This is a genomic window from Vibrio sp. 1151_11, from assembly GCF_029478525.1.
Taxonomy (GTDB): Bacteria; Pseudomonadota; Gammaproteobacteria; order Enterobacterales; family Vibrionaceae; genus Vibrio; species Vibrio anguillarum.
This window is the reverse complement of record NZ_SHMN01000001.1, coordinates 277,374-302,631: the sequence shown is the minus strand read 5'-3', so window position 1 is coordinate 302,631 and position 25,258 is coordinate 277,374. Positions and strand designations below refer to the sequence as shown.

At 46.5% G+C, this 25,258-nt stretch carries 15 protein-coding genes; 5 read left to right on the top strand and 10 right to left on the bottom strand.

The window, feature by feature from the left end:
* The first annotated feature begins 104 nt into the window (after positions 1-104).
* The 3 genes from EXZ60_RS01215 (at position 105) to EXZ60_RS01205 (ending at position 3,300) form a co-directional block, all read left to right on the top strand.
* Positions 105-1,199, top strand: coding sequence for a two-component system response regulator (locus EXZ60_RS01215; protein WP_277435139.1), 1,095 nt, complete (start codon positions 105-107; stop codon positions 1,197-1,199).
* 42 nt (positions 1,200-1,241) lie between these two features.
* Complete coding sequence (locus EXZ60_RS01210; protein ID WP_010318425.1) at positions 1,242-1,691, top strand: GNAT family N-acetyltransferase; 450 nt, start codon at positions 1,242-1,244, stop codon at positions 1,689-1,691.
* Between the two features lie 280 nt (positions 1,692-1,971).
* Positions 1,972-3,300 (top strand): anaerobic C4-dicarboxylate transporter, encoded by a 1,329-nt coding sequence (locus EXZ60_RS01205; protein ID WP_019282634.1) that lies wholly within the window; start codon positions 1,972-1,974, stop codon positions 3,298-3,300.
* Positions 3,301-3,427: 127 nt separating this feature from the next.
* Here EXZ60_RS01205 and EXZ60_RS01200 read toward each other — a convergent pair whose 3' ends face one another.
* Positions 3,428-12,862, bottom strand: coding sequence for a retention module-containing protein (locus tag EXZ60_RS01200; RefSeq protein WP_277435138.1), 9,435 nt, complete (start codon positions 12,860-12,862; stop codon positions 3,428-3,430).
* Between the two features lie 375 nt (positions 12,863-13,237).
* On the opposite strand from EXZ60_RS01200, the gene EXZ60_RS01195 reads away from it, so the two are divergent.
* Positions 13,238-14,821 (top strand): EAL domain-containing protein, encoded by a 1,584-nt coding sequence (locus tag EXZ60_RS01195; protein ID WP_277435137.1) that lies wholly within the window; start codon positions 13,238-13,240, stop codon positions 14,819-14,821.
* Positions 14,822-14,855: 34 nt separating this feature from the next.
* Here EXZ60_RS01195 and EXZ60_RS01190 read toward each other — a convergent pair whose 3' ends face one another.
* From EXZ60_RS01190 to EXZ60_RS01150, 9 genes are all read right to left on the bottom strand, one after another.
* On the bottom strand, positions 14,856-15,644 hold the full coding sequence (locus tag EXZ60_RS01190) for a LytTR family DNA-binding domain-containing protein (RefSeq protein ID WP_277435136.1): 789 nt from the start codon (positions 15,642-15,644) through the stop codon (positions 14,856-14,858).
* Complete coding sequence (locus EXZ60_RS01185) at positions 15,641-16,693, bottom strand: histidine kinase (RefSeq protein WP_277435135.1); 1,053 nt, start codon at positions 16,691-16,693, stop codon at positions 15,641-15,643. The genes EXZ60_RS01190 and EXZ60_RS01185 overlap by 4 nt, the downstream gene beginning before the upstream one ends.
* Positions 16,693-17,994: a hypothetical protein gene (locus tag EXZ60_RS01180; protein WP_277435134.1), complete on the bottom strand. Its 1,302-nt coding sequence runs from the start codon at positions 17,992-17,994 to the stop codon at positions 16,693-16,695. Before EXZ60_RS01180 ends, EXZ60_RS01185 begins: the two co-directional genes overlap by 1 nt.
* Before the next feature lies 1 nt (position 17,995).
* Positions 17,996-18,757 (bottom strand): outer membrane lipoprotein-sorting protein, encoded by a 762-nt coding sequence (locus EXZ60_RS01175; protein ID WP_017042180.1) that lies wholly within the window; start codon positions 18,755-18,757, stop codon positions 17,996-17,998.
* Entirely contained in the window at positions 18,750-20,009 is a 1,260-nt protein-coding gene (locus tag EXZ60_RS01170) for an ABC transporter permease (protein WP_277435133.1), read from the bottom strand. Before EXZ60_RS01170 ends, EXZ60_RS01175 begins: the two co-directional genes overlap by 8 nt.
* A complete protein-coding gene (locus EXZ60_RS01165) occupies positions 19,997-20,680 on the bottom strand; it encodes an ABC transporter ATP-binding protein (RefSeq protein ID WP_020477135.1) in 684 nt (227 codons plus the stop codon). Before EXZ60_RS01165 ends, EXZ60_RS01170 begins: the two co-directional genes overlap by 13 nt.
* A 14-nt stretch (positions 20,681-20,694) precedes the next feature.
* Entirely contained in the window at positions 20,695-21,513 is an 819-nt protein-coding gene (locus EXZ60_RS01160; protein WP_277435132.1) for a hypothetical protein, read from the bottom strand.
* Positions 21,485-21,643 (bottom strand): hypothetical protein, encoded by a 159-nt coding sequence (locus tag EXZ60_RS01155; protein WP_199867458.1) that lies wholly within the window; start codon positions 21,641-21,643, stop codon positions 21,485-21,487. The genes EXZ60_RS01160 and EXZ60_RS01155 overlap by 29 nt, the downstream gene beginning before the upstream one ends.
* A gap of 88 nt (positions 21,644-21,731) precedes the next feature.
* Entirely contained in the window at positions 21,732-22,640 is a 909-nt protein-coding gene (locus tag EXZ60_RS01150) for an aldo/keto reductase family oxidoreductase (protein ID WP_017048162.1), read from the bottom strand.
* Between the two features lie 321 nt (positions 22,641-22,961).
* Between EXZ60_RS01150 and EXZ60_RS01145 the strand changes: the two genes are divergently transcribed.
* The gene (locus EXZ60_RS01145; RefSeq protein WP_277435131.1) at positions 22,962-25,010 is read left to right on the top strand and encodes an alpha-amylase; all 2,049 of its coding nucleotides are present in this window, start codon (positions 22,962-22,964) and stop codon (positions 25,008-25,010) included.
* The last annotated feature ends 248 nt before the right edge of the window (positions 25,011-25,258 follow it).

Genomic DNA, 25,258 nt, shown 5'->3' with positions numbered 1-25,258 from the left:
ATTTTCTCACTCTACTAACGCTGAGATTAGCTATAGTTATTGATAAGTTTAGACTTAAACCCAACCTTCGCCGCTCAATTGCTATTTTTTATTAGGAAAGACTCATGCCCATCGAAAACTTGGACAATTGTACCGTGTTAATCGTCGATGATTCGCCAGATAACCTTGCGTTTATGTCACAAGGGTTAGCAAGCCTGTATCATATCAAAGCGGCGAAATCGGGAGCGATGGCCCTTAATATTTTAGAAAAATTTCCCATTGATTTGGTGCTACTCGATATTGTGATGCCAGAAATGTCAGGCTTTGAAGTGATACAAAAGATCATGGCAAATCCTAACACCCAAGATATTCCTGTAATTTTTCTGACCGCAAAAGATAACCCTGAAGATCAAAAACTAGGGTTTGAGTTAGGTGCGGTTGACTATGTATACAAACCCGTAAGCGTACCATTGCTAAGAGCCAGAGTAGATACTCACCTGCAAAACAAGATCTCAAAAGACATACTTAAGAACCAAAATGGCTACTTGGAAAAAGAGGTGATCAAACGTTCAAATGAGTTGGATAAAATGCAAGACGCGGTCGTGTATGCACTCGCCAGCCTTGCTGAAACCAGAGACCCGGATACGGGTAACCATATCCTGCGAACACAACATTACGTCAAAGCGTTGGCCGAACAAATGGCTAAACTGCCAAAGTATCAACAAAAACTAACGCCAAATGTTATTGATACCTATTTTAAAGCTGCGCCCTTACACGATATTGGTAAAGTCGGTATTGCCGACAACATACTATTAAAACCTGGAAAACTGGACAGTGATGAATTTGAGATCATGAAAGGCCATGCCAGCTTAGGTCTACGTGCGCTAGAAAAAGCGGAAAAGATGTCAGGCGCGAAAAATGACCTTATCGATATGGCGAAAGAGATCGCCTATGGACACCATGAGAAATGGGATGGTTCTGGCTATCCTCAGGGCTTACGAGGTGATGCTATCCCTCTCAGTGCACGCTTAATGGCTGTTGCTGATGTATATGATGCACTGATTTGCCGGCGTATCTATAAAGAAGCAATGCCTCATGACAATGCAAAAACCATTCTTTTAGAAGGAAAAGGACGCCACTTTGACCCAGAAGTCATTGATGCTTTCTTGGCGATAGAAGAACGTTTTATCTCAATTGCACATGAATACGCCGACGATTGATATCTTGGTAAGCAACGTATTATTAAACAAAAAGATAAGCGTATGAAGGTAACCTTTCGCCCCGCAAGTGACAGCGATTATCAATTTGCTTTTGATCTAAAAAAAGTCGCAGAAATGGATGGTATTACGGCGATATTTGGCTGGGATGAAGAGTTGCAACAAGTGCTACATCGCCAAGAATGGCACTCTGGTCTACCAACCATCATCTGCGCCGATGGCCAACCAATAGGCACTTATTTACTGCAGAGCAAGCATGAAAATCTCTATTTCTCGCGCTTTTTTATTCTGCCAGATTTTCAAAATAGAGGGGTGGGTAGCCAAGTGTTACAACTGGTCGTCAACCAAGCTAATCTGACTCAATACCCATGTAAGCTCTGTTATTTGCAAGGTAGCCCCGTCGGTGCTTTGTATCAGCGATTTGGGTTTACGCACTACCAAATGGACGATGAGTTTTCTCATATGCATTTCATTCCAACCCCCAAAGGCCAATAGCTAAGTACCCTTTGTGCTATCTTAAATTAGGGTTGGCGATCGGCAAATAGCCTACGCGGCGAGAAAATAAGCTTCATCATTAACGCCAGCCCCCCTGTAGCACAACAAAATAGTTACATTTGTTTATTCATATTGATTACTTATTGAATAAAATACGTGAGCAACCTCTGATTAATGTCGTTTCATTTATAGGCTAAATGGTTGTGTGAACAAGGTTTCATCTTTTTTTAACGTTACGTTAGACAATATTTTCATTAACACCTTTGGATAGGAAACAGATATGTTGTATTTGGAATTTTTATTCCTGCTATTAATGCTCTATATAGGCTCACGCTACGGTGGTATTGGCCTTGGTGTGGTTTCTGGTATTGGCTTGGTCATTGAAGTTTTTGTCTTCAAAATGCCACCCACATCACCACCGATCACCGTCATGTTGATCATTCTTGCCGTTGTCACCTGTGCTTCAATACTCGAAGCGGCCGGCGGATTGAAATACATGCTGCAAGTGGCAGAACGTTTACTGCGTAAGAACCCGAAAAATGTCACTTTGATTGCACCGTTCGTCACTTACGCAATGACGTTTATGCTGGGTACTGGCCATGCGGTGTATTCCATCATGCCGATCATTGGTGATGTGGCATTGAAAAATGGGATCCGTCCTGAACGTCCAATGGCTGCGTCTTCTGTTGCTTCGCAAATCGCGATTACCGCTTCCCCAATCTCAGCGGCCGTTGTCTACTACCTTGCTCAATTGTCGAATATTCAACACGAGATCACCTTGCTCTCTATTTTGCTGGTCACTGTGCCTGCGACCTTATTCGGTACGCTGCTGATGTCTTTGTACAGCTTGCGCCGTGGGAAAGAATTAGATGATGATCCTGAGTATCAAGAACGTCTGCAAGATCCGGTGTGGAAAGAGAAAATCCTAAACACAACCGCGACAACGCTAAATGAAACGTTACCCGCGGCAGCGCGTAATTCTGTGTTGATTTTCATTGGTGCGATATTAACCATAGTCGTACTAGCGATGGTGCCAGAAACACGCACTATTGTTGAAGGCAGTAAACCGATCAGTATGGCGGTGGTTATCCAGATGATGATGCTCTGCTTTGGCGGTATCATTTTGCTGGCAACCAAAACAGACCCACGTGATGTACCAAACGGCGTGGTATTCAAATCGGGTATGGTGGCGGCGATTGCGATCTTCGGTATTGCTTGGATGTCGGATACCTATTTCCAATATGCGATGCCGCAGTTTAAATCAGGCATTGTTGAAATGGTTACCGACCATCACTGGACCTTCGCACTGGCATTATTCATTGTTTCGGTTGTAGTGAACTCTCAAGCCGCAGTGGCGGTGATGATGTTACCTGTAGGCCTCGGGCTAGGTTTAGAACCTGCGCTACTGGTGGGCTTAATGCCCGCATTGTACGGATACTTCTTCATTCCAAACTATCCGTCAGATATTGCAACGGTCAACTTTGATACCACAGGCACCACCAAAATCGGTAAGTACTACTTCAACCACTCGTTCATGTCCGTCGGTTTAATTGGCGTCGTAAGTGCGTGCTGTTTAGGTTATGTGCTGAGCCAAATCGTCATTGGTTAACCCACTGTAAATGCCCCAGACTGATACAGTGCTGGGGGTGTGTTTACTGCTAAATAAAAAAGTGCACCCAACTGAGCCTGAAGCCGTTGGGTGCACTTTTTCTTTATTTAACTGCCCTTTTCTTTATTTAAACGTCATGCTTAATAATGTTGTTGTCCAATAAGAAGCCAACAATGTCAATCGACGCCATGCCATCAAAATTGAATTGGCTGGCAAGATCTTGCACCACAATGGTTTGATGTACGTTATTGTCCGTCAGAATTTCCAATTCCACATCCGTCGTGTTGGTCATCACTTTCGCTTCTATCTGATGAGAAGTGTGTAGCGAAACGAGCAGTTGATCCATGGGCAAATGTAAATCGGCAACAACATCAGTGAGATCTATCACATCACCTTCACCAGCGTTGAAATCAGTGATAGTGTCGGTTTGCTCATCAACAGTATCGAGCGTCCATTTAAATATGTCAGCGCCACTTCCCCCGGTTAAGATGTCGGCACCAAGCCCGCCAATCAAGGTATCATTTCCGCCACCACCCACTAAGGAGTCATCACCATCGCCACCTTCAAGGTGATCATGACCACTGCCTCCTAGCAACTGCGCTCCAACATTACCGGCGAGCAATTGCGCATCATCCCCGTTCGTTGATTGATCAATCGTGCTACCGTCAGGCAATACTTCAATCGCAATATCAATTGATGCAGAAGCTACACGGCTACCATCCGTTTCTGTTGAGATAGCCGCTACCGACAGAGTGTGTTGCCCTAAATCGAGCCCGCGAACCTGTAATCCGTCGATAGCATCAGCGGAGACAATCCACACCCCGTTTTGCTCAGTCACGCTACCCGAGCTACTAGAAAGTGCAGCGCCACTTGGCAGACTGTCGATCTCCAATGACAACACTTCATGGCTATCCGTTAATGCAGCGATTAATCCCAGCAATGCAATACCTTGAGCGCTGACACTTTGGCTAACATAGGTCTGCTTCATATAATTAAAGCTCGGATCAAGGGTTAATATCGGTGTATTGGCTTTAGGCGTCACCGCAATACTGACGGTTTCTGTCTCTTCTAACGCCATACCAGAAACATTGTCGGCATAGATACCACCATCATTGGCTTTAATTGTCAGATCAATCTGGTCACTGCCAATCGCGGTGGCATCAACAAAAACACCACTGGCGGGATCGCTGCTATTGAGTAGTGCGTTGATATCCGATAACGTGCCTTGTAGGACAAGTTCTCCAGCCAAATTGGTGCTCTGCGTGACAGAACTTAACGCGGGAATCACGGCACTGAGCAGACCTTCGCTCACGCTTAAAGTTACCGTCATGATGTCGTTAGTATGTGATCCAGCGTAATCAACATCACTCACACTCAAGCCGGTAACTTTTTGCCCCGCCTCTTCATCAATCGTTGTGGTGACCGTAGCAGTATCAATGGTGGGCGCATCATTGACCGCCTGAACATCAACTGAAACAGTAAACTCACGCGCAGGTCCCAAATGTTCAGTACCGTCCAGCCCTGTATCAACCGACTGTACTTTAATCGTCAGATCTCCCGCCCAAGTGTCCTTATGCCAATCACCAGAATTAAAAATCAGTTTATCTAAGCTTTGCGCATCGGCATTCAACAGCCATACGCCACCACCGATGTAAGTCCCCAGCGTGCCATCAGGCAATGCAATACTTGCTCCATCTGGCACCCCGGAAACTTCAATTCGCAACGTTTCTGGCGAGTTTTCACTATGGTTAGCACCGGCTGCAATCGAATCGGCTTTATCGATAATTTGCGCGTTGATATCAATTTCAATGTCAACGCCTTCATCGCCAGCGCCGTTAGTCACTGGTTCAGCATCCACCACATCCCCAACGGGCGTAATATCCAATCTAAAGCTGCCGTTATGCTCTACAGGCACACCAAGCAAGGATTCTTGGGTAAAGACCTTGATGCCGATTTCCACTTCGCCACTAAAGTTCTTCGCCGGTTTCATCGCAATATCGGATAAATTGATCGAGGTTTGTGCTGGGTTGTTAATCTGAATGCTCCACTCACCACCACCATTATTTTTCACGGTATAGTCAGAAGAGAGAGAACTCACGACAAAATCCGTCGGCACCCCAGTAAGCTTGATCGACACAAATACCTCAGAGCCATCTGTATCGGTCAGATCAACGGTAAATTCGGAACCCGGTTTAGAAAGGACAATCCACTCATCTTCCAAACCGCTCACTTCAATATTGCTGCTGCCACCGCTGGAAATAATGACGTCGTCTACCACTGGCGTCACATCAAAACTTACTTGTGTGGTAAATGGTTTATCGGCATCGGTATTGACTACTCCCAACGCATTGGCATTGGTATCATCAAATTGCGTGATATCGGTCACTTTCCCCGCCACAGTAATGTTGACGGTATTATCATCATCGCCAGTCGGATAATTGGGTGCGGGTTTGAAATAAACATTGTCTAATGCCGCAGGTAGCTGAGACTGACTAAAAGTGATACTGGTACCGAGATCATGGCCTTGCGCATCAACAAAGGTTCCGATATTGGTTCCTTGCAGGGTTAAGGTGACTTCGCTCAGCACCTCTTGCCCTTCCGTGGCGCTATTGCGAATATCAGCAAGGTCAATGTCGAGCGAAAGATGAATAATACCATCTTCATACCCTATGCCGTCATTGGTCGGAACGTCGGACGAGCTTGAAGTCGGCTGATGATTTGCATCTAACCCAAGCGAACCTTCCACAGTCAATGTCGCTTTAGGGTTAATGTTATCATCTTGCGGTTGATGCGTTCCGGGAACATCGGCCACCGGAGAAACTGCCACCGGGATTTGCGTACTGAGGGTTTTTTCGTCACCAGAAGCCGTGTCTGTCGTCACAAAAGTGATCGGCAAATTAAAGTCGCCAGCGTAATCTTCGGGCAGATGCAGATGCAGATTTTCTAACCCTGAAATCGAGCCATCGGTATTCACGGTACCTTTGTACACATATAAGCCATCAACGAAATCAAAATGACCACCAGATAAACTTGCGCCAACTGGCAATACACTTTGCGCGATAACAATACTGAGCTCATCTTCTACACCATCAAAACCTGAAGCGCTCACCATCAATTTATCTTGAATTTGCTGACCTAAATTAATGGCGTTATCTTCGATGCCTAATACAATATCATCCGCATTGCCAACTAAAGTAATGTCAGCCGCTACCGTGTTGTTGCCCGTAGCCGTGAGCGGAAATTGCAAGGTGATCTCTGATTGCACTTGTCGAACTACTTTGGCTTCAGAGCTATCTTCCCCTTGGTCATACACTTGGGCAAAAATGGTCACAGTGATGTCGTTATAACCATCACCATCAGGATCGTTACCACTACCTAATGTCAGGCCATTCGGTGCTTTTACACTGAAATTCTGCTCATCAACAATGGTCCATGAACCATCCCCATTATTAATGGCACCAGTAATCAGTAGTTGATCAAGTACCTGTGGCGTAATATTGCTAAAACGCACCACCAGTTGGTCGACCACTTCTAATGATTGGTAACCTTCTGTCGATTGAGTGTCTGCATTATCAAAGCGTATAACGTTCGCATCAGGCTCGCCGCCGGCCGCATCATTAATAGTAAAGTAGATAGCACCAGAGGCATCTGCGACAGCTTTGTTTATGACTACGCCGTTGCCTTCAACACGCAGTTGTCCATCAGCTTCAACTATCGGCCTTACCGTGACATCAACAGAGCCATGAATGACTTTCGAAGCAATACCTTCGCCAGAATTGATTGCATCGACGTATTCGTTGTCTTGCTCTTTAACCACAATCTCAGTGCTCAAGGTAAAATCAGTACTGGAGTGTTCTGGTGGCTGAACTTGAACGTAACCAGTTGTCAGCACTTGCACTGAGAAATCTTGATCGCTCTGTCCCAGTGCGGGGGTCAAAATGAGCTTGCCGTCACTATCTAAGGTCGTGACAACACCATCGACGTAAATAGTACTACCTGCTGGGAAGCCAGAAAGTGTAACAGAGGCAAAATATTCATCAGCATCAAGATGTTGTTCCTCTTCTGGCTGCCAATGAACATTAATGCGGCTGTCCTCGTTACCAAGCGAGTGTGATTGATAGTTGTCAACAACATCAATCACCGGTGCCACTTTAATGCGAATTTCCGACTCAATTTGACGCGTATGTCCATCATTTTCAGTAACGATGGTGGTCATTTTGATGTTGATGTTTTCGGTCGATGAATGAGATGGCTCAACTCGAATACCTGAATCAACCTGCGCTGAAGTTAGATTCGCCTGATAAATAGGTTGCTGCGCAGTATCGTAACCAACAAATACCAAGTTAATCACGCTACCAACACTGTCATACAGTTTGACACCATCTGGAATGTTCGACAGTAAAACGGTGATCGACTCAGAGCTGTCCGCTGGATTATCCGCAAGCTCACCGGATAACACACTAAAGCCAAAGCCAACGGATTGATTTTCATCAATCGTCGTTTCAATCACTTGCAGACCATTTTCACTAAATTCATTCCAAGTGTTAGTACTGTTTGAGTGAAAATCAATGGTTGGAATGTCTGCTACGCCCTTAACTGAAACATTAACCGTCTTAGCACCTAACGATATTTCATCTGCCACCGCACCCGTAGAAAGATTGACCACATCTTTAATAATCCCTTCAACAGAGAAGGTAAAATCAGCGTTACTATGTAACGGGGGTAGCACTTCAACTTGGTCAAGATATTGTTCAGGAACTTCATAATAAGTATGACCATTGGCATCGGTTATTTGGGATATTTCGCTGGCTCCAGCTCCCAACCAAATCAGTGTGACACCTGTTTCTGAAAAATCAGAGAGACGCACATAGAGTGTTTCTGAACCATCAGAATCAACGGATCCGGCCATCGTAATGACTTCACTTAATAACAAGGGATCGTGATCTGTGGTGGGGTCAACGGTATTTTGCGTAGCGGCATTATCTTCAAAAACATTGATTCGATTGACAGAGAAGCTACCCATATCGGCAACAGGGCTAACATCTATGACGATTTCTTTCGTTTCTGATCGGGCGCTCTCTTTACCAACGTGAGCGTTATTTTGCTCGGTCGTGATCGCTGTGATATCAAGTTTGATCTGACCACTGAAATTATCATTGGGGTCAACTTGTACTTGGTTAATGTTACTCGTACTAACAAGATAATAGTGACCTGAAGCATCCGAGCTCATTACAACCGGCGTACCATCGGCATAAACTAGCTGCGCCTCACCTTCACCTTGAGTAAAGCGGATCTCATACAGGACTGTTTCGGGGGTACTGTTATCTTGTGTCTGCGCTAAAACATCGAGAGTAATATTGTCACTATCTTCTACTGCATCATAATGAAATTGGCTGCTTGAGTTCCAAGTCGCAATATCGGCAACACTTTCCACCTCAATGCGCAATTTCCCGTTCACATTATGATCATGCAGGCCATTATTCAAAATTTGTACAGCGATATTAAGTTGGAAGCCACCGTCAGCGCTGGCATAGTGGCGGTCAGGCACAAAATACAAGTTTTCAACCTTCGCCACGCTGCCGGTTAGACTTTGCTCAACCGCATCAGCCGGTAGTACAAACCGTCCACTGACGACCTCTAGTTTGACATAGACACCAGAGTCGTTGAGATAATAAAAATCACCATGAGCATTACTGGCCGTAATTTTCACTTCGCCAAGCGATTCGTTTCGATCTAAATCGTGCAGGTTGACTCGCAAATCCACTTTAAGCGGTGAAGTATCTAAACCCGACTGGTTATCTTGGCTATTAGTGATTTGATTGGGGTTGCTAAACGGAATAGTGACGCCATCGCGTCCAGCATCTTCAGCGCCAATCACATTAGCAACTGTGATAGTGGCATTTCTATCAAGAATATTGATGTTCAACTGTTCGGTTGAGGCATCGCCATCAAAGTCTTGCGCAGTGACATCGACAGTAAATGAAATGGTCGGATCATCACCATGTTCAAGGCTAGCAACTGGTTTAAATGTCGCGTTACCGTTAGGCGTAATCGTCAGTGTGCCTAAATCACGCTCAACACCATTTTTTATTTCGACAACCGTGACTGTTTTGGTTACTCCGTTAAGTTGAACTTCATTAGCTAAACTTACGCTGTTAGCCTCTCTAAATTGAATATCCCGACCCGCTTCATCAACGGCCACAAATTTAGTGATCGCACCATGATCTGCACCTTGAGTATCCGGCGAGGTATTGTTGTCTTGGCTAAATAAATTGACTGTTTTTATCGCCGTATTTTCAACACTAGTGATGCTTTTATCATGCAAAGTTGGAATATCATCAACAATCGATATTGGCAAACTCGCTGAAGCTGAAACATCGCCATCTCTATCGGTTGCGGTGATAGGAAGATCTAAAATATAACTATTTTCGCCAGCAGCAGTAGGGTGGTCGATGGCTTTAAGCAGTTCAAATTGGTAACTATCGGCCGAGCCATTTAACGTGAGACGAAAAACCACGTCCGTCGTATTCTTAATCACCGCCTCATAAACAGTGACACCATTACTGCTTGAAATTTGGATGATATCTATCTCTTGACCACCGGACGTTAAATTCTCGACAGGCGTTACAAGATCCGATAATTGATAACTGACAATACCATCGGCACCGTCAATCACATCAAAATGTCCAGCAATAACGGTGCTGTCTGAACGATCAGAACCAATCGTGGCTAAGTCATCTTCATCCACGCTCTGTTCGCTACCGGCGCGAATGCCGACAATCGTTGGCTTGTCATCAACAATAGTGACAGGCAGTAGAATATCGGAGGCATCGCCATCATAGTCCGTCGCCACCACGTTGAAATTCACCAGTCGCTCATCGCTGCCTGCGGCGTGATCAATCGGACCTTGCAAAGTAAAACGGTAACTGCCATCCGCATTGAGCACTAAGCTAAACACCGCATTGCCACTGGGTGTGGTGCTGGCTTGGTAGTGGTAGTTACCATTGGCATCGATTGTCGCAGCGCCCAAGATCACCGCTTCGCCTTGCGAGGTTAAGCCCGCAAGCGGGTTACTGCTGGTATCCAACTGATAGCTCACCACCTTATCCGCGCTTTGAGTAGTAAACACTCCCTCAGCGAACAGCGGCTCTTTGCTGCTGTCTGAACCTGACGCTAAATCGTCTTCGTCAACGCTGAGCGCTTGCACGCCGGTGATGATTGGCTGATCATCATGGATAGTGACGGGCAGCAGAATGTTGGCGCTGTCGCCATCATAATCGGTTGTCACTACCTTGAAATTTACCAGCAGCTCATCGCTCCCCTGCGCATGGTCAATCGGACCTTGCAGGGTAAAACGATAGCTACCATCCGCATTGAGCACCAAACTAAACACCGCATTGCCGCTCGGTGCAGCGCTAGCTTGATAGTGGTAGTTGCCGTCGGCATCGATTGTCGCCGCGCCCAAACTCACCGCTTCACCTTGCGAAGTTAGGCCTGCAAGCGGGTTACTGCTAGTATCCAACTGATAGCTCACCACCTTATCCGCGCTTTGAGTGGTAAAGATTCCCTCTGCAAACAACGGCTCTTTGCTGCTGTCTGAGCCTGACGCTAAATCGTCTTCGTCAACGCTGAGCGCTTGCACACCCGCGATGATTGGCTGATCATCATGAATGGTGACAGGCAGCAGAATGTTGGCGCTGTCGCCATCATAGTCGGTTGCAACCACCTTGAAATTCACCAGTAGCTCATCGCTCCCCTGCGCATGGTCAATTGGCCCTTGTAAGGTAAAACGATAACTGCCATCTGCGTTAAGCACTAAGCTAAATACCGTCTGACCGCTTGGGGTAGTACTTGCTTGATAGAGGTAGTTACCGTTGGCATCAACTGTCGCCGCGCCCAATACCACACTTTCACCTTGCGAGGTTAATCCAGCTATGGGGTTGATGCTGGTATCAAGCTGATAACTCGCTACCGTATCGGCCCCTTGGGTAGTGGTGAAATAGCCTTCGGCGAACAACGGCTCTTTGCTGCTGTCTGAGCCTGACGCTAAATCGTCTTCGTCAACGCTGAGCGCATCCACACCAATGATTTCAGGTTTATCGTCAATAATGTTGATTGGTAAACGCACACTTTCAGATCTATCACCATCATAATCGGTTGCCAATACCGAAAGGTTGAGTAATAACTCATTACTATTGACTGGATGATCCAGCGCGCCTTGTAACGTAAACTGGTAACGACCGTCTGGGTTTAATATCAACTCAAAAATAGGCTGGCCATTGGCGCTCGCCTGATAGGTATAAACCCCGTTCAATGACGAGGATGAGGCCAATTGCACCGCGACACCAGCCGAGGTTAACCCCGCCAACGGATTAGCACTTAAATCCAACTGATAGCTTTCAATTTGATCAGAACCCAATTGGGTATCAAACTGTCCTGAAACGGTAATCGTCTGTGAAGCACTGGCATCCGAGCCGATATTTGCCAAATTATCCTCATAAACGGACGTCGACGGTTCATCGGACATAACAGGGTTATTACCATCACCAATACTGATTGCGATAGAAATCGGCGAGCGAATAGGATTTCCACCCGCATCAGAACCGGTTACATCAAATTGAATCGCAATTTGATCATTGGCAAAAGAAACTAAGCCACCTCCCACGGAGGGAACATGGTCAATCGGTTGACTAATGGTCGTCACTATCTCTAAGTTGATGTCTTTACCGACAGACGTCGCCACTAAATCAATCCGTAGCACTTCACTGCCGTCAAGTTCACCGACAATATGGTTAGCCGTAGCATCATAACGAAAGCTTACCGCTCGCCCAGCCGAAGTAATATCGCTATTCAGCTCTGACAATAGCGCAGCTAATGAAAGGGATTCAGGGACAAAAGAGGCGGCATCCAGTGGCAGATCTCCCGCCGCGATTAAAACATTTGCCGTCACTGATTGTGGATACGAACTTAGTGAGAGCGAACCTTCAACTAATGCCGCTGATAATGATTCACCCCCAGCGGTAAAACGCAACGGACTCAAATTCGTTTCAGTCAATGATTGCTGAGCATCACGCCCTGCAGTTTCGAAAAACGTACTCGCCAATACTTCTGCAAAATTGTAATCAATGGTGATGAAGCCAGCATTTGCAGAGCCTTCACCACCTGCTCCGGCGGCGGTTGCTTCAAGTATTTGGGTCGGGTCTTGGCCATCTAAAATGGCTTGTTGGATGGCAGCAATATTATCTGCGTCAAAACTCACCTCGTCTAATAAGCTCAGATCAGCGTTGATCTCGCCTTCAATCGGAAATTGAACTAAGTCAACTGAGCTCTCAGAATCTGGTGACGCATTGCTAAAACAAGTAATACAATTCTGATCGACTACGGTAGCTTGGCCATTAAACAGTATCGTCACCGACGAATGATTCACTGTGATTAAGATTTCATCTTTATTTAATTGATCACCCGCGCTTACTTTACGCGCATTACCTTTGGCATCTGCTGCGATAACATCACCAACCACTTCTTGTACTAACGCAGGTTGAACAACCACATGTAAATCCATAGAGCCCCCAGATACTTCTTTAGCAAATCGATTCAGAAAACGAGCAATAGACAACTGTTATTTTAGTCGCAATTGATTATGCAAATTTATATTTATGTAAATTACATCACTGAGCATAATTGTGCGTTAAAGCATCACTAGCGTCAAAACAGAGTCTGCCTAGCGAAACGCCACATAAGAAAACCTATCGGCTTGTATATTAAGAAAAATATGAAATTAGAGACGTTTAGCAAAGAGATTGACAAGCAGATTACTGCACGTCATCTCATTTTTGAGACAGTTACTTAGGTTACGTTTAGGGATTAATTACTTATAGTAATCAACATCAAAGCAATACTGATTTTTACTGGTAATAACCTATGAGCACTGTCTGTAATGCACAAGAATGACAGTTCACCGAGCAAATTTAGCGTTGCAAAAGAGATACTTTCGGCAAAGATAAACGCATTTATTCCTATTCTGGGTATTTTCTTGTTTGTGTTTACTTTCGCGATAGTTAAAAACTTTTATAACACTAACCGGCAGGCAACCCGCTTCGGTGAACAAGCCATTACACAACTGGAACATCACATCAATCAAACGTCGGATGAACTGAACCAGTTAAGTAAAAACATTTCAAAGCACTGCCAAAGAGAAGACATCATTGCTCTGAGGAGCTATGTATTTCGCTCGAAAATGGTCAAAGAAGTGGGCATGTACAACGCTCACGGGACTATTTTTTGCACCAGCAATGAAGGCCATACCACCATTCATTTGTACAAACATATTCTTGACAGGCTTAAACAATCTCCAACGAATACGACCATTTCATTAACAAAATCTCGCAGTAAAGAGCAAACATTTTTTGTCTATGCTTCACAGCCAGATATGAGCGGCCTCAATGCACTGATGCCTCCAGAACAGTTTATGAACCTAGTCGCTCCTAAACTTGCCAAATGGCACTACGGCTATCAGGTCAACGTGTTAAGCCAAAGTATTCGCAGTGATCAGGAAGAGATCGATTCTGCTCATACTAGCTTTCTCTTTAAATCCGAGCATTACCCACTCTCAATTCAGATCTACTTAAATAACGGATCTTATGCTTACCATTTTCTCGATAACTTATGGCTTGTCTTGCTTACAGCAAGTATTATCTCTTTGATTTATCTTGCTTATCACAACTATTACCTCAGCCGAAACACCTTAGAAGTCTCTTTGAGAGAGGCAATATCAAACCATCAGTTGGAACTCTATTTACAACCGATCGTCGATATTACCGAGAATAGAATTGTTGGTAGCGAAGCACTACTGCGCTGGAATGAACCCTCTCAAGGCTATATTTCACCCACCATTTTTATCCCGTTGTCAGAGCGTATTGGCGTGATTCACCAAATCACCTACCGTGTGTTGAAATTGGTGACAGAATGTGTGGAGCAGCACAAACATGCGTTGCACGATCAATACATCAGCATCAACATCAGCCGGTTATTGATCATTGATAATTACTTTATGGATTACATGAAACGCTACGCGGCAAAACACCCAGCTATTGTTCCACGACTTCTGCTAGAGATCACCGAGGACAACCATTTCAACGTGGACGAGTTGAAGTTAGCCATGGAAAACTTACAGCGACTGAAACAGCTAGGCTTTAAAATCGCCATTGACGATTTTGGTACCGGCTACTCAGGCTTAAATTTTATCCACCAACATGACTTCCATACTCTCAAAATTGATCAAGTGTTTATTAAAAGCTTGCATCAAAATTCAGCCATTACTTCGGTGTTAGTGTCGATGATTAAACTAGCAAAGCAATTGAACATGCGGCTGATTGCTGAGGGCGTTGAGAACCAAGATCAGGTGAGAGAATTAGAGCTGTTGGGTGTACGTTACATCCAAGGTTTTTATTATTCTGAACCTATGTCTGTGGATGCTTTCTTCCAATTTACCCTGTCCGCCAAGCAGATCGCACACCGCTAATCACACGATCAATCGAACGGCGGTTTAAATTCAGTTACGACTTAAATTGAGCTTGCAGCGCACGGCTGACGGGTAACTTATCATGACCAATCAAGACGTACATTTTACCCGTGAACTCTTTTTTCACTTTATCTATCTTGGCAACATTCACTGCCGTTGAACGGTGAATTTGCCAAAACTGATTCGGGTCAAGCTGCTGCAGCAACTCTTTCAATGAACTGCGCAGTAAAAACTCCTGCACTCCAGAATCACTCTTTACGTATATGGATAAATATTTGTCTTCGGCTTTAGCGTACAACATATCCGCCACCGAAATCAGGTGAATATCTTCACCTTTTTGAACTTTTAACCAGCTTAAAAACGACGGCGATGCCTGTTGGCTTATATGCTGTATCTGCTGTAAAAGGGTTTGCAAATCAGGTAATTGTCGCTCAGAAGAATGCTCGGCTAATCTTAGCTGCAACTTAGTACAGCACTGCACTAAACGCGCTTCAGAAAGCGGTTTCAATAAATAATCCGCCGCATTGGCTTCAAAAGCTTGAATGGCATACTCATCATAGGCGGTGATAAATACAATCAGTGGTGGCTTTGCCAAACCAGCCAATTGCCTTGCGAGCGACATACCATCCATTTCTGGCATTCGAATATCAATAAAGGCCACCTCAGGCTGATGCTGCTTAATCATGGACAATGCCACGCGTCCATTTTCGGCTTGCGCGACAATATCGAGCTCTGGCCACACTTCTCCTAATGCACGGTTTAAATGATGCCGCAATAACGGTTCATCATCAGCAATAATAGCGGTCGCAGAGACAGCACTCATGTGGCACTTCCTTGTAGTTGGTCCAATAATAGCCGCTTTATTCTAATCGTTGCCGTCACGCCAGCACCATGATTTTGGGCGATAGTGAGACATGCATCATCAGCGAATAGGCCGCTTAAGCGCTGGCGAATATTATCCAACGCAATACCATGTCCTGCTGAAAGAGCACTCGACTGCAATCCAATGCCACTGTCACAGACACTGACTTCAAACCACTCGTCATAAATTTCACTTTTGATGGTCACTTTCCCCCCCGCGGCTTTAGGCTCAATACCATGGCTAACAGCATTCTCAACCAAAGGTTGTAACAGCATCGGCGGCAAAGGAATGTCATCCGCTGCGCCAGGCATTGCAATCTCATAATCCAGCCGATCACCTAAACGAATTTTTTGAATACCCAAATACGCATCGACTAAATGTAACTCTTCACGTAGCGTTGTGGTGCGATTGCGGTTACTACGCAGCGACCCACGCAATAAGTCGGTTAGTTTTTCGAGCATCATTTGCGCTTTATAAGGCTCAGAGCCAATCAACACGCTGATATTGGCAAGCGTATTAAATAAGAAATGGGGTTCAATTTGACTTTGTAACTGCTGCAACTGGCTCAAAATCAAGGCTTTCTCTTGTTCAGATTGACGCCGTTTGGAGGCTTCCAGCGCTTTTTCAGCAATCAGCTTTTGTTCATGCGCGTAGAAGTAGAAAAAGCAAACGCCAGTAAAAACGAAACCGAGAAAAATCACCGGTTTCATTGCTGAAAAATGACTAAAGTGCGCGTATTTACTAAGCCATAAATAAGCATGTAACGTACCGAAAATCATCGACCCCGTGAGCGAAAAAACGTTCACTAAACGTGCGGACAACTGCGGTGCGAAGCGACTCAGTAAGTGAGCAATGGCCACTGCGCTGTAACCGTAGCCAAAGCTTATTGCTAAGTGCAACGTGATGTCACTGGGCCAAATGGCCTGAGTGGTAAAGGCGATCACCACACAAAACAGCGAAGTAAATAACAAGCTTTTGGCAAGATTTCGAATCTCAACTTTCTCGCACATTAGAATTTCCCTTTCATATTTAATAGAATCATATGCTTATCTGGTAAGTTTGCATATGTGGAGTCAGCAGGCCCAGTCATAAAACGTGCGGCCAGTTCGATTTCGATAGAGGCTGTACCCGAATCGTACACTGAGTAATTGAGCCATTGGGTAACGATCACGCCGCCATCTTGCGGTGCAATCAGCACATCAAGTGTCGGCACTAAGCCTTGCAACCATTCAATACTCTGGCTCCACGGCCAATGATGCCAAGCTTGGCTATCTAACGAAGCATGCAACATCACATTATGCTGCACGAGATTCACGTGGTTATAGCCTTGTGCGTAAGACCAACCTAACGCTTGATTATGCTGATAACGAACCGAATCCGCGTTGCTCTGCGCTTGTTGCCACTGCTCTTTTCCCCAACTGCGACTGTCGAACCAATATTCTGCAATGATGCTTTGCCCATCACTTCCCGACCAGTTGAACCCTATCAGCGCCTGATAGCCTTGCGTTCGTGATTCAAGAGCCATGCGCGATTCAATCTCTTGTTGTTGAGAGTAAACTGCTTGAGCCAACGCACTGGGCTGTTGGTACGCCAAATAATGACGCTGATAGAGCGCTGACGCATGCAGTTCCCATGCGTCAGTGAGCACAGTAACAAACGAGCTACCCAGCACGCCGCGTCGAACGTCATCATAGTAAGCAATCACCTGCCATTCGGCATTGCCCATCAACTGATAACGCCTTACGCCCGCCCCTTGTTGTTCGGTCATTTGTTGTAATTCGCTGCCTTGCTGCTCTGTCCAAGAAGAATCCGTATAAAAAAGCGTCCATTCACCTTGCTGGTCATAATAAGAAGCAGAGAGCGTTCCGGCCCCCTCTTCTACCTGAATACCGACCGGATTGCGGCGATAAGGCTTAAAGAGATCAAGCGGACGATAACCGTAGCCCACTCCCCAATCCAAACGCACTTTTCCTAGTGTCAGCTCAAACGGCACATCAGCCAGCACTAGGCTGCCTTGCCAAAACAGTTCTTGTAGAATGAACTCGCTGTCGGCGTGCTGCTGTGCATCGCTACTCCACAAGGCGTTTTGTTTGATAGCCACTAGACCCAACCAGCCATGCCACCTCATTTCTACATCCAATAACGCCTCAATCTGCTGCGTATCGCGCGCTTGATTACTAGGAAAAAAAAGGCTGTCGCGATGCGCCGTGGTGGATGCGCTCATTACCCAATCCCAATCAAAACTGGGGGCTTCAGCCCGCGCCGCTAAGCTCAATACACTGGTTAAAAAAGCGAACACAACACGCTTCATCTCATAACTCCGATAGACTGTTACGAGTCAGATAGGCGGGGTTGTAATATTTTTCATCTAGCTCCATGGGCTCGATGTGTTGATACTCAACCACCGTTTTTTTGGTCGGTTGAATTTGATCAAGCAGCGTCATACTGGTTACGCGCATTCGTCCCTCTTTTTCACCAGCGCGAAACCAAGCCTGCTTGGCCAGTTTCCCAGAACGTAAATACAAAGAAGCTTTGATTGGGAAATCGTTCTCTTTATCCAACCATAAGATAATTTGCTGGTAGTTCGCCCCTTCTGTGACAGCCAGTAATGACAACTTATGCGTCAGGTAAGGTTGACCATTGGGTGTTTCTATCTGCTCTTCACCCATCAATTGACTTTGGTAATCCTCGCTCCACGTCAGTGTTGAAATATCGCCCACCGAAGCCTCACCAAGCAGTTTTTGCATTGGCGTAATACGAATAGGGCGGCGGCTTTTTGGCATCAACAACCAGTAGTTTTCATCGAGCATCAGCATTTTTTGCCCCGCTTCAACGGAGGATTTGAACACCACTAACGAGTCGCGATTGGCTTTGGTATACACGTGATATTGACGCGTTTTATCGAGCTCACCACGTTCATAAAGCGACACCAAAGAGACGACTTTAGCCGCGCTGTAACCAAGGCGATATTGGTCGGCGTTTTTGGTCATTTGCCCTGCATCCAGCGCCGCCCAGCCAGCGGCCGAGTAGCCACCGCTAAGCGTGATCAGTAATAACATCATCCATTTATACATAAGCCAGTGCCTCCGTGATTGGCTTGTTGACTCCTTTGCGTGCCGACAACCAAGCCGCTGCAATACAAATGCTCAGTACGCCAAACGCACTCAGCAGAACCAATTCCCATGAAAAATAAATATGCAAAGGATACCCTTCCGTGCGTCCCGGTGGCGGTGGCATTTGCACATCGACTACCATCAATAACACGCTTGTTAGGGCATTGAACGCCGCACCCACCAGCGTGCCTAAAATGGCTAGCAGTACGGCTTCGCGTATGAAGCTGGCGACGATTTCATTTGGGTAAGTTCCAAGCGCCGACAGCGTTCCGATTTCCCGGGTTCTCTCCGTGACCGACATGGTTAAGGTGTTAAATAGTGCGACGAAGACCACCAACCCCATCACCAACCCCATGATGCCGAAGATGCGATCGTAAAGATCTTTTACTTTTTGATAAAAAAACGCGCGCTGCTGCCAAGGCGTCACTTGAATCGCTTGGCGAAGGCTCATTAATGACAGTTTGTTTTCAACCCAATGCCGCATGGTTTCTGTCTGTTCGGTACTAAACAAAAACAGCGATAAGGTGCTCACTTTATTCGAAGCTAACAGCTCAGAGGCCGATTGAATGTGCAGATACAATTGGCGTTTATCCAATTCAGGCACACCCGTGGAATAGATGCCGTGCACTTTGAAATCAACCGCGTTGAGCGCGCCATCAGCGGTACTGGTCAGTAAAGTAATCCAGTCGCCAATCGACACGTTTAAGTTTTTGGCGAGATCCACCGCCAGCATTACTTCCGGTTCACTCGCATCAAATCGAGGTGAGTCAATATTGGACAAGGTTTTGCCTTGGCGAACGTCCAAAAATGGCCCTTTCATATCAAACTCTTTATGGTTAACGCCGGAACCGACAAAAATGGTCGATTTGCTACCGTTAGAGACCAACCCGCTAAACTCAATGCGTGGCTGAATGCCTCGTATCCGCTTATCGTCGATTAATCGCTCAACAATCAACGCACTGTCGGCAATCCCATTAGCCAGTGGTGACTCTTCATCTTGCTCAAAAAAGCCCGGTTGGCTGAGCGTTAAATGCCCGGTGTCGCGCGCAGTGGATTCGCGTAGTGCTTGGTAAGTATAAAGGCCAAATCCTCCGGCGCTAGTCAATGCGAAAACCGCAATGGCAATGATCAATACCGAAAGCAGGCTGCGGCGGCGATTACGCAGTAAATTCAGCGCCGCCATACGCCATTCCATAGAAATCAGCTTGCCCATTTCATCGCCTCCTGAATCACTTTGCCATCCACAAGCTGCAAGGTTCGGTCACAGCGGTTGGCCATGCGCGCGTCGTGCGTAGCCACAATAAAAGTGGTGCCCATTTCGTGTCCAAGGCTTTTCATGATGTCGATCACCACATTGGCGGTATGGCTGTCTAAACTGGCGGTCGGTTCGTCGGCAATCACCATTTCAGGGTTATGGATCAGCGCGCGCGCAATGGCTACGCGCTGTTGCTGACCGCCTGAAAGGTGATCCGGCCGGTGGTGAGCCAGCGTTTCTAAGCCCACTTTGGCCAGCATAGTGCGCGTTAAAGTACGCTGATCGCGCAGGCTGTAGCCGTTTAGCATCAATGGGTAAGCAATATTTTCCGCCGCTGTCATCACCGGAACTAAGTTGAATTTTTGGAAAACGAAGCCTAATTTTTTGCGGCGCAGCGCCGCCGCCTCTCTTGGATCGGTTGGGTAAGGGTAACCCGCCAGTTCAATGTCACCTTGGTAATCTTGATCAAGCAGACCCAAGATATTGAGCAAAGTGCTTTTTCCCGAACCTGACGGGCCGCACAGCGCTAGCATTTCACCTTGTTTGACTTCGCCATTCACCGCGCTCAACGCCAGCAGCGGCTGCATGCCTAATTGATAGGTTTTACTGATCTGTTCAAATCGTAGCATTTTGTTGCCCTCCCTCATTCGCTTTTCAATTCATGCGTTTTTTCAGTCAATCCGTTTTCAATCAACGCATTTGTAATCAAAGCCTTGGCTTGGATTATTTGCGGATGCTCCGCTGGCTGGTTGTCAACTTGATTACCTTGCTTCTGATGAGTTTGCATCTGAGCAAGCCATTGCTCTGCTTGAGGAATGTCGTTGGCACGAAGGGCGGCTTGAATGGCGTATCGATAAACCCATGCGGTGGCGGCAAAAGGTTGTGCAGTTAATTCGGGTTCAACAAGAAGGTCGAGATACAAATCATAACCACGCTCAAAATGGTTGAACATATCCGGCAGTGAGGTGTAAGTCGCGGCCGAAACCGCGCGCGTTAAATAGCTATCCGGCAGCCCCATGACGCGCTCTTGTTCAGTAAGCGGCTGCGGGTGATTGCTGAGTAAAGTCAGGCCCTTGTCTATGGTGGCCAAGCCTTCTTCGACGTATCTCATCTTATTCCAAGGCATGAATGCATCACGCCCTTGCAGGGTTTGTGCACTGCCCAGATAAGCTAAGCTGAGCGGTTTGGCCCCTTGCTGTTTAATCAACTGCTCTAGTTGGTGAAGCACAAGTTCCACTTTGTCACTGTCGCCTTCGGCCACTTGGTTGTACTGCATAATTAAAGCGTTGCTTGGATTAGCTTGAACAACCGTGATGCTTAGCAGCAACCCGACACTGAGTAGCAGGTTGCGAAGTGAGCGTGAATAAGAAAATGTCGTCATCATGATGGTCCCTTTCATTCGTTGGTGATGAAATTTGCTTGATGACAACAGATTACGCAGTAAATAGGCCAGATGCGCCACTTTGCGATAAAGGGGGATTATGCAGCGTTAATGGCAGGCTGGATGACGTGAATGGGAAGTAGACAAAAAAACCAGCCACTGAGGGCTGGTTGGGAGAGAGATTAAAACCTAATCGTAATACTGAAATCATAGCAATACGAAAAGCGTATCGCGGGGCAAAAACATCTGTTTTCAAAAGCATCTGTTCTAAAAAGCACCTGTTCCAAAAAACATCCGCTCTATGGCACGCCATGCCCTTTGGCGGCGACCCAAACCCGATACCACTGCTCGCGGGTCAGTTCTAAATCAAGCGCAGCAATTGCCGCTTTGACGCGGTCAATTTTACCAGAGCCAATAATCGGCAGCGGCTTAGAAGGCAGACGCAGTACCCAAGCGTAAATAACCTGATCAATACTGTCTGCGCCGATCTCTTGGGCGATCGCTTCTAGCTCACTGCGCACGCGTTGGGCTTGTTCAGTCTGGCCGTTAAAAATCTCGCCACCAGCTAAACAAGACCAAGCCATTGGGCGAATGCGCTGCGTTTGCAAATGATCCAAAGTGCCATCGTGCACCACATCGAAATTGAGCGGGTTCATCTCCACTTGGTTGGTCACTAACGGTTTACCTAGGCGAGATTGCAGCAGTTCAAACTGGCGCGGGCTGAAGTTAGATACACCAAAGTGCTTCACTTTGCCCACTTTGCGCAGTTCAGAAAACGCTTCGGCGACTTCATCGGCATCCATCAAGGCATCTGGGCGGTGGATCAACAGCAGATCGATTTCGCTCACACCAAGTCGTTCCAGCGAATTATTGACCGACTGATAGATATGCGCAGAACTGGTATCGTAGTGGTTTATCTTACGCTGCGGCGTTTTTGCGCCACACAAATTGATGTCGCACTTAGTGACGATTTGGATCTGCTCGCGCAGCGCGGGCTCCAGCGCTAAGGCTTCACCAAACAGTTTCTCACACTGGTAGTTACCGTAAATATCCGCATGGTCAACCGTGCTAATGCCCAATTCAATGTGCTGTTTTAAAAACGTTAAACGCTGTTGTGGCGTCATGCCCCAATCTGCCAAACGCCAGTAACCTTGTACTAGCTCTGAAAAATCTGGCCCTTGCGGCGCGATTGTTACTTTAGCAACCATTGGTTGTCTCCTTTGACTTAATTGCCGTCATCCTAAGCAGGTTTCGATGACGGCTCAATGAATCTACCGAATAAGTTAAGATTACGCGCCGAAGTTGTGAGATTCACTACACGTTGACAATTTATATCGCTGGAAAATTCATCGCTTCTACGCCCCCAAGCCATGCTTTGTGATCAACGCCAAATTCTTAAGGCTTAGGCACAAGAATGATGTCAACTTCTCTCTCTGCTTTTATTGTTAGCGATGAAGCACCTCGCCCTACAGCGACTGACGATAACGCAAAAACGAATCACCCTAACCCATGAAGGCCAAGGATAGAGCATGAAATTCTCCACGTTAACACTCGCACTTTGCGCTGCCGCGCCTGTTGTGTTTGCCGCGCCTAATCTGACCATTTCGACCACCACGACTAGCCGCGACTTTCCGCTGGATGCGAAAACGCCTTTAGTCATTCCCTTGACCAAAGAAAGCTACACAATAAAAGTGTCAGGGATTGAGGGCCAGTGCAGCGCGCCGGCTCAGCAGAGTATCAAATTCAACGCGCCCATCGCCCTCAATTGTGGGCAAGAAACCGAACTGCCGCTGACGATACGTTTCACTGGCGATTACGCCTTCGCTTATGATGACGAGCAGCAGACCTTAACCTTTGTCCGCCAAGCCAAAAAATCCACTACGAGCAAATTTAAACGGCCGATACCGAGTGTTTCGTGCGAGCAGTACCAAGGCGGTGAAGTGACCTTACAACTGGGCAATACGTTCCCCGATGGCACACGACTAAAAGAGACATTTACCGGCCAAATCCTCAGCGTGAAAAATAGCCAAGTCACCTTAATGCCGTCACCAACCAGTGGTGGATTGGTGCTGCTTGCCCCCGCAACGGATTCCGCCAGCGAACCCTTTACCTACCGCAATGCCACGATTTACTTTGTGATGGTGGACAGATTCAACAATGGTGACCCAAGTAACGACAATAGCTATGGCCGTAAAAAAGATGGCAAAGAAGAAGTGGGTACTTTCCACGGTGGCGACCTAAAAGGTGTGATTGCAAAACTCGATTACATCAAAAGCTTAGGCACCGACGCGATTTGGCTTTCGCCGATTGTGGAACAGGTGCACGGTTTTGTCGGCGGTGGTGACAGTGGCTCGTTCCCTTTTTATGCCTATCACGGTTACTGGACGCGTGATTTTACCAAGATCGATCAAAATTTTGGTGATGAGGAGGATCTCAAAACGCTGGTCACTGAAGCGCATAAACGAGGCATAAAAATCTTGCTCGATGCGGTGCTCAACCATTCTGGCTACGCCACCTTGGCTGACCTGCAATTGGATCAGATTGAGGTGGTTAATCCCCAAAATTTACCGCAAAAATGGGTTGATTGGATGCCGAAAGCTGAAGAAAACTGGCACAGCTACAATCAATCCATTGATTATCAAAGCGCCAACTGGTCGCAATGGTGGGGCAAGGATTGGGTTCGCGCTGGGTTGCCCGGCTACCAAAAACCCGGCTCTAGCGATATCACGATGACGCTGGCCGGCTTACCGGATTTTCGCACTGAATCAACACAAGCGGTGACGCCGCCGCAGTGGCTACTTAATAACCCCGGCACTCGCGTGGTAGCGCGCGAACAGTATAGCGTTGCCGATTACTTAATTGAGTGGCAAACCGATTGGGTTAAACGCTTTGGTATTGATGGTTACCGCGTCGACACCGTAAAACATGTGGAAGGCGAGGTATGGCGACGCTTAAAAAGCGAGGCATCACGCAGTTTAGATGCTTGGCGCGAGCAAAACGGGCAGCAAGGGCAACCCTTTTGGATGATGGGCGAAGTATGGGGCCATTCAGCTTACCGCAGCCCCTATTTTGATGATGGCTTTGATGCACTGATTAACTTTGATATGCAAAAAAGAGTCGATAAAGGCGCAGCCTGCTTAAGCCAAATGGCGATGGTGTACCGCGACTACGCGCAAACGCTAGCGAAATACCCAGATTTTACCCCCGTGAGCTACCTCTCTTCTCACGATACCGAGCTGTTTTTTAGCCGTTTTAACTCCTTTGAAATGCAGCGTAATGCCGCCAATGCATTGCTTCTCGCACCGGGTGCGGTGCAAATTTACTACGGTGATGAAGTCGCACGTCAAGTTGGCCCTTACGCCGATGATTTTCACCAAGGTACGCGTTCTGACATGGTGTGGTCACTGGATGAAGAGCGACAAGCGCTGCTGAAGCATTGGCAAACGCTAGGCCAATTTCGTCAATCACACCCTGCCATTGGCGCAGGCATTCATCATGAGATTGAACAGCAAAATGCCTATCTGTTCTCTAGAACGTTAAATAATGACCGTGTCGTTATTGCTTTTGTTGGCCGTTAAACCCACCACAGAGGTAGTTGCAAACACCATAGTGACTGCCTCTGTTTCTTCACCATTTTTTTGGTCAAATAATTTAAACTCACCCACCAAAACATCAATATTATGAACGTGTTGAAGCATAAAAATTAACTTTAGCACAAGCTAAACCAATTACCCCGCCAAATAAGCACAACCCTACTGGTCATACCAAAACTGTCAACTTTTCATTTGATTTACAAATACTTACACACTATCATTCGCCGCTAATT

Coding starts and splice junctions, on each gene's coding strand:
- EXZ60_RS01215 (WP_277435139.1), top strand. CDS start 105: ATGCCCATCGAAAACTTGGACAATTGTACCGTGTTAATCGTCGATGAT.
- EXZ60_RS01210 (WP_010318425.1), top strand. CDS start 1,242: ATGAAGGTAACCTTTCGCCCCGCAAGTGACAGCGATTATCAATTTGCT.
- EXZ60_RS01205 (WP_019282634.1), top strand. CDS start 1,972: ATGTTGTATTTGGAATTTTTATTCCTGCTATTAATGCTCTATATAGGC.
- EXZ60_RS01200 (WP_277435138.1), bottom strand. CDS start 12,862: ATGGATTTACATGTGGTTGTTCAACCTGCGTTAGTACAAGAAGTGGTT.
- EXZ60_RS01195 (WP_277435137.1), top strand. CDS start 13,238: ATGCACAAGAATGACAGTTCACCGAGCAAATTTAGCGTTGCAAAAGAG.
- EXZ60_RS01190 (WP_277435136.1), bottom strand. CDS start 15,644: ATGAGTGCTGTCTCTGCGACCGCTATTATTGCTGATGATGAACCGTTA.
- EXZ60_RS01185 (WP_277435135.1), bottom strand. CDS start 16,693: ATGTGCGAGAAAGTTGAGATTCGAAATCTTGCCAAAAGCTTGTTATTT.
- EXZ60_RS01180 (WP_277435134.1), bottom strand. CDS start 17,994: ATGAAGCGTGTTGTGTTCGCTTTTTTAACCAGTGTATTGAGCTTAGCG.
- EXZ60_RS01175 (WP_017042180.1), bottom strand. CDS start 18,757: ATGTATAAATGGATGATGTTATTACTGATCACGCTTAGCGGTGGCTAC.
- EXZ60_RS01170 (WP_277435133.1), bottom strand. CDS start 20,009: ATGGGCAAGCTGATTTCTATGGAATGGCGTATGGCGGCGCTGAATTTA.
- EXZ60_RS01165 (WP_020477135.1), bottom strand. CDS start 20,680: ATGCTACGATTTGAACAGATCAGTAAAACCTATCAATTAGGCATGCAG.
- EXZ60_RS01155 (WP_199867458.1), bottom strand. CDS start 21,643: ATGATTTCAGTATTACGATTAGGTTTTAATCTCTCTCCCAACCAGCCC.
- EXZ60_RS01150 (WP_017048162.1), bottom strand. CDS start 22,640: ATGGTTGCTAAAGTAACAATCGCGCCGCAAGGGCCAGATTTTTCAGAG.
- EXZ60_RS01145 (WP_277435131.1), top strand. CDS start 22,962: ATGAAATTCTCCACGTTAACACTCGCACTTTGCGCTGCCGCGCCTGTT.